Source organism: Promicromonospora kroppenstedtii DSM 19349 (assembly GCF_000515355.1).
GTDB classification, from domain to species: Bacteria; Actinomycetota; Actinomycetes; order Actinomycetales; family Cellulomonadaceae; genus Promicromonospora; species Promicromonospora kroppenstedtii.
In genome coordinates this window covers 91,943-97,561 of record NZ_KI911760.1, presented here as the reverse complement: position 1 = coordinate 97,561, position 5,619 = coordinate 91,943, and the positions used below count along the sequence as shown (strand labels likewise).

The following is a 5,619-nucleotide window of genomic DNA, read 5'->3' as shown; positions in this document are numbered from 1 at the left end:
GGCCCGCAGCAGCAGGGCGTCCAGCGCGTGCCGGCCGTGCCGGATCGCCTGCCGGACGTCGCGCTCACGCGACTCCAGCATGGTCTGCGGCATCGCGAGCACGGGACGGGAGCGGACGCCGTCGAGCCCGCGCTGCTCGCGGTCGAGCATGGCGGCGACGGCGCCGCGCATCCGGGAGCGGGCCTGCGTGAGGCGGAGCCGCTCCTCGGAGACGTCGGGCACGATGCGCTTGGCGGCGTCGGTCGGGGTGGAGGCGCGGTAGTCGGCGACCAGGTCGAGCAGCGGCGCGTCCGTCTCGTGGCCGATCGCGCTGACCAGGGGAGTGCGGGTCTGCGCGACGGCGCGCACCAGCGACTCGTTGCTGAACGGCAGCAGGTCCTCGACCGAGCCGCCGCCGCGGGCCACGACGATGACCTCGACGCGCGGGTCCTGGTCGAGCTCGGCGACGGCGGCCGACACCTCGCGCACCGCGTTGACGCCCTGCACCGCGACCTCGCGGATCTCGAACCGGACCTGGGGCCAGCGGGCCCGGGCGTTGACCACCACGTCGTGCTCCGCCTTGGACTCGCGCCCGCAGACCAGCCCGACCACGGCGGGAAGGAACGGGAGGCTCCGCTTGCGGGAGGCGTCGAACAGGCCCTCGGCCGCCAGCACCTTCTTCAGGGCCTCGATCCGGGCCAGCAGCTCGCCCACGCCGACGGCCTTGATCTCGTTGGCCTGCATCTGCAGCGTGCCGCGCTTGGTCCAGAAGACGGGCTTGGCGTGCACCACCACGTGGTCGCCCTCGGCCGGGGGCTGCGCCAGGGTGCCGAGGACCCGCGAGAAGATCGTCACGGGCAGGGACGCGTCGGCGTCGGTGTCCCGGAGGGTCAGCCACTGCATGCCGGAACCGGGGCGCATGTTGAACTGCACCACCTGCCCCTCGACCCAGACCGGCGGCATCCGGTCGATGTAGCCCTTGATCTTCTCCGACAGCACCCGGACCGGCCAGGGGCTCGTGGGGGTGGTGTCGAGCGCCTTGGCGGGCAGCTCGGCCGGGAGGGTCTGCTGGGTGGGTTCCGTCACGTGTCCAACCCTGCCACCCACCACCGACACAAGCCCTCCTTACACCGCCCCTAGACTGCACCTGTGAGTGTCACGAGCCCTGAGCGCCCTGCCCGGACCCAGACGAAGCGCGTCCTGCTGGCTGCACCCCGCGGTTATTGCGCCGGTGTGGACCGTGCGGTGGTCGCCGTCGAGAAGGCACTGGAGACCTACGGCGCACCCGTGTACGTGCGCAAGGAGATCGTCCACAACAAGCACGTGGTGGAGACGCTGCGCGAGCGCGGCGCCATCTTCGTCAACGAGACCGACGAGGTGCCCGAGGGCAGCCGGCTCGTGTTCTCCGCGCACGGTGTGTCGCCCGCCGTCCGCGCCTCGGCCGTGGCGCGCAGCCTCGACACGATCGACGCGACCTGCCCCCTGGTCACCAAGGTGCACAAGGAGGCCGTGCGGTTCGCCAAGGACGACTACGACATCCTGCTGATCGGGCACACCGGTCACGAAGAGGTCGAGGGCACCGCCGGCGAGGCGCCCGAGCACGTGCAGATCGTCAACTCGCCCGACGAGGTGGACCAGGTCGTGGTCCGTGACCCCGACAAGGTCGTCTGGATCTCGCAGACCACGCTCTCGGTCGACGAGACCATGGAGACCGTCCGCCGGCTGCGCGAGAAGTTCCCGTCCCTGCAGGACCCGCCCAGCGACGACATCTGCTACGCCACGCAGAACCGCCAGGTCGCGGTGAAGAAGCTGGCGCCCGAGTGCGACCTCGTCATCGTGGTCGGCTCCGCCAACTCGTCCAACTCGGTGCGGCTGGTCGAGGTCGCGCTGCAGGCCGGCGCCAAGGCGTCCTACCGCGTGGACCGCAAGGTCGAGATCAAGGACGAGTGGCTGGACGGCGTCACCACGGTCGGCGTGACCTCCGGTGCCTCCGTGCCCGAGATCCTGGTGCAGGACGTCATCGCGCACCTCGCCGACCACGGGTTCGGCACCGTCGACGAGGTGCGGACGGCGACCGAGGACCTCATGTTCTCGCTGCCCCGCGAGCTGCGCGCCGGCCTCAAGGCCGCGGGCGAGGAGACCAAGCGCCCCCGCCGCGAGTCCCGCAAGGAGCTCCCGCAGGCCTGAGTGCTGATGCCGGGCTGTGTGCGGGTGGTCGGCAAGTCGGGGTGGTCGGTAGAACGTCAGGTGGTCGGCAACCCGGGTTGCCGACCACCTGACGTTCTACCGACCACTCTCAGCCCCGCGGGATCAGCCCCGCGGGATCAGCCCCGCCGGATCAGCCCGGCCGCGCAGCGCTGGTCAGCCCGCCGCGCTGCCCTTTGCCTCTTTCTTGGCCGCCGCGTCCTCGACCGCCTCCAGGGCGCGCTTGTCGGTGACCGCCAGCTCGGTGACCTCCAGCGCCTGCACCAGGATGCCCTCGGCCTCCTGCTCCTGGGCCCGGTCGATCGCGACCACGCCGCCCTCCTCGGCGGCGAGCAGCTCCGGCTTCGTGATGGGCCGCGGCACCTCCTCGATACCCCGGATCTCCTCGATGCCGTCCTTCTCGTCGACCACGTCGAGCTCGACCATGCGCCGGGCCGACGTGAGCACGTTGCGCTCCAGCGAACCGATCATCTGGTTGTAGCTCTTCGTCGCCGACTCCAGCGCGCGGCCCGTCCGGGTGACGTGGCCGGTCATCGTGACCAGGCGGGCGTACAGCTCCTTGCCCACGCTGAGCACCTTCTGCGCGTTCTCGGCCAGCGCCTCCTGCCGCCACGCGTAGGCCACGGTCCGCAGCAGGGCGAGCATCGTGGTGGGCGTCGCGATGATGACGTTCTTCTGCGCGGCGTACTCCAGCAGCTCCGGGGCGCGCTCCAGGGACGCCGACAGGAACGCCTCCGCGGGCACGAACATCACCACGAACTCGGGTGCGGGCTCGAACTGGTTCCAGTACTTCTTGCCCGCCAGGTCGTCCACGTGCTTGCGCATGTGCCGCACGTGCGCGTCGAGGCGCTGCTCGCGGTACGCGGCGTCGTCGGACTGCTGGGCCTCCAGGAAGCCGAGGAACGCGACCTTGGCGTCCACGACGACGCGCTTGCCGCCGGCGAGATTGATGACCATGTCCGGGCGGAGCGTGCCGTCCTCCGTGGTGACCTGCGCCTGCTCGGTGAAGTCGACGCGGTTGATCATGCCCGCGGACTCCACCACCTTGCGGAGCTGCAGCTCGCCCCAGGCGCCGCGGGTCTGCGACGAGCGCAGCGCCGTGACCAGGTCGGCCGTGCCGTTGCGCAGCTCGGCCGAGACCTCGGCCACGTTGCGCATCTGCTCGACCAGCGCGCCCTGCCCCTCGATCCGGGCCTTCTCCGCCTGCAGCACCTCGCCGCGCACCAGCTCGACCGCCTTGGTCAGCGGGTCCACCAGCGACTTCACGGCCTGCTCGCGCTGGGCCAGCGCCTGCTCGCCGGCCGACGCCGACCGCTTCAGCCGCTCCTCCGCGAGCTCCAGGAACCGCTTGCTGTTGGCGTCCAGCGCGTCGCCGGCGAGCGCCTGGAACTGCCGCCGCGCGTGCTCCTGCTCGGTGCGGGCGGCCGCGATCTGCTCCGCGGCGCGCTCCCGGGCGTCGGCGATCTGCTCGGCCGCGCGGTCCCGTGCGGCCTCGACCTGACGCTCCGCAGCCTCGACCTGGGCGCGCAGCCGGACGACCTCGAGGTCCGCCTCGCGCACGGCGGACGTGCTGCGCTGGGCGTGCCCGAGCCACCCCAGCAGCGCGCCCACGACGAGGGCGCCGAGGGCCAGCAGAATCGTTGCGGCGATGTCCATGTGCGACAGGCTGCCACGAGTCACCGACACTCCCGTACGCCGACACCCCGCGCGTTCCCAATCGTCCCCGTATGCGGCGGCGGGCGGTCCGACGTCGTCCCTGGTGGTGCCCTCCGAGGCGCCGTCCGCCCCGAGACGGACCGGCTATCACCCGCACTCATCCTCGCGTCGGATCCGGTCCGTCACAGGCGCCGGTTAGGTTGGGTGCCATGACGACCCCAGTCGACTCCAGCCCGCCGGGGAGTGCGGGCCCGCAGGGCGCCCCGGAGCCGCCCCCGTACGACCCCTCGGCGGCGCTCAGCGTGCGCGGCCTGTGGAAGCGGTTCGGGCAGAAGATCGCCGTCTCCGGCGTCAGCCTGGACGTGCCCGCCGGCTCGTTCTACGGCCTGGTCGGCCCCAACGGCGCGGGCAAGACCACCATGCTGTCGATGGCCACCGGCCTGCTGCGGCCCGACTTCGGCGCGGCCTGGGTCCACGGCGTGGACCTCTGGGCGCGCCCGGACGAGGCCAAGGCCACCCTCGGCGTGCTGCCCGACGGCGTGCGCCTGTTCGACCGCCTGACCGGGCGCCAGCTCCTCACGTACGCGGGGATGTTGCGCGGGATGGACAAGGACACGGTCGTCGAGCGCACCGGCGACCTGCTGCAGGCCCTGGACCTGAGTGCCGACGCCGACACGTTCGTCGTCGACTACTCCGCGGGCATGACCAAGAAGATCGCGCTGGGCAGCGCCATGATCCACGCGCCCCGCACGCTGGTCCTCGACGAGCCGTTCGAGGCCGTCGACCCGGTCAGCGCCGCCAACATCCGCGACATCCTCAAGGACTACGTGGCGGGCGGCGGCACGGTGATCGTCTCCAGCCACGTGATGGACCTGGTGCAGCGCATGTGCGACCACGTCGCGGTCCTCGCGGGCGGCCAGGTGCTGGCCGCGGGCACGGTCGACGAGGTGCGCGGCGAGCAGAGCCTCGAGGACCGGTTCGTCGACCTCGTCGGCGGCCGCCAGCACGCGGAAGGGCTCTCATGGTTGCGCGGTTCCTGACCCTCAAGCTGACGCTGATGGGCAACACGTTCCGCAAGAGCGTGTGGCAGACGATCGGCATGATCGTCGCCGCGGTGTACGCCCTCAGCATCGTCGGCCTGGTGGTCGTCGCAGTGGTGGGGCTCGGCGTCTTCGAGGACCCGGCCTGGGCCGGCCTCGCGATCACGCTCGGCGGTGCCCTCACCGTCCTCGGGTGGTGGCTCATCCCCATCTTCGCGTTCGGCGTGGACGCCACCCTGGACCCGCACCGGTTCTCGACCTACGCCATCCCCCGCCGCACCCTCGTGGCCGGGCTCGCCGTGGCCGGCCTGGTCTCGGTGCCCGGCATCGCGACCGTCCTGACCGCCCTAGGCACCTCCTTCGCCTGGGTGCTGGAGCCCGGCACGCTGCTGGTGGCGCTCCTCGGCGCGGCGCTCGGCGTCGCCACCTGCGTCGTCGGGTCCCGGGCGATCACCACGCTGCTCGCGCCCGTGCTGGAGTCCCGGCGCTACCGCGAGGTCGTCACGCTCGTGGCGCTCGTGCTGGTCGTGATGATCGGCCCGGCGACCGGCTGGCTCGCCAACGGGGTCGAGGTCTCGATCGAGGCCAACCCCGACAGCAGCACCGGCATGCAGCTCCTGCCCGTCTTCGAGCAGGCCGCCGGCCTCGTGGGCTGGACGCCGTTCGGCGCGGCCTGGGCGCTCGCGAGCACCGCGCACGACGGCGACTGGGCCGGCCTGGTCGGCCGGCTCGCCGTGGC

4 protein-coding genes and 1 pseudogene are annotated in these 5,619 nt (G+C 72.1%); 3 read left to right on the top strand and 2 right to left on the bottom strand.

Going from position 1 to position 5,619, the window contains the following annotated elements; all coding sequences use genetic code 11:
• On the bottom strand, positions 1 to 1,065 hold a 1,065-nt coding region (gene xseA, locus PROKR_RS27710; protein WP_036970318.1), incomplete at its 3' end, for an exodeoxyribonuclease VII large subunit.
• Between the two features lie 63 nt (positions 1,066 to 1,128).
• Between xseA and PROKR_RS27705 the strand changes: the two genes are divergently transcribed.
• Complete coding sequence (locus tag PROKR_RS27705) at positions 1,129 to 2,166, top strand: 4-hydroxy-3-methylbut-2-enyl diphosphate reductase (RefSeq protein ID WP_036970316.1); 1,038 nt, start codon at positions 1,129 to 1,131, stop codon at positions 2,164 to 2,166.
• 174 nt (positions 2,167 to 2,340) lie between these two features.
• On the opposite strand, the gene PROKR_RS27700 is transcribed toward PROKR_RS27705, so the two are convergent.
• Complete coding sequence (locus PROKR_RS27700) at positions 2,341 to 3,840, bottom strand: DNA recombination protein RmuC (RefSeq protein WP_036970314.1); 1,500 nt, start codon at positions 3,838 to 3,840, stop codon at positions 2,341 to 2,343.
• Positions 3,841 to 4,049: 209 nt separating this feature from the next.
• On the opposite strand from PROKR_RS27700, the gene PROKR_RS27695 reads away from it, so the two are divergent.
• Positions 4,050 to 4,880, top strand: a complete 831-nt coding sequence (locus tag PROKR_RS27695; RefSeq protein WP_036970311.1) for an ABC transporter ATP-binding protein — start codon at positions 4,050 to 4,052, stop codon at positions 4,878 to 4,880.
• Positions 4,862 to 5,619, top strand: a pseudogene (locus PROKR_RS36470) (hypothetical protein); the annotation flags it as partial. The gene PROKR_RS27695 and the pseudogene PROKR_RS36470, both read left to right, overlap by 19 nt.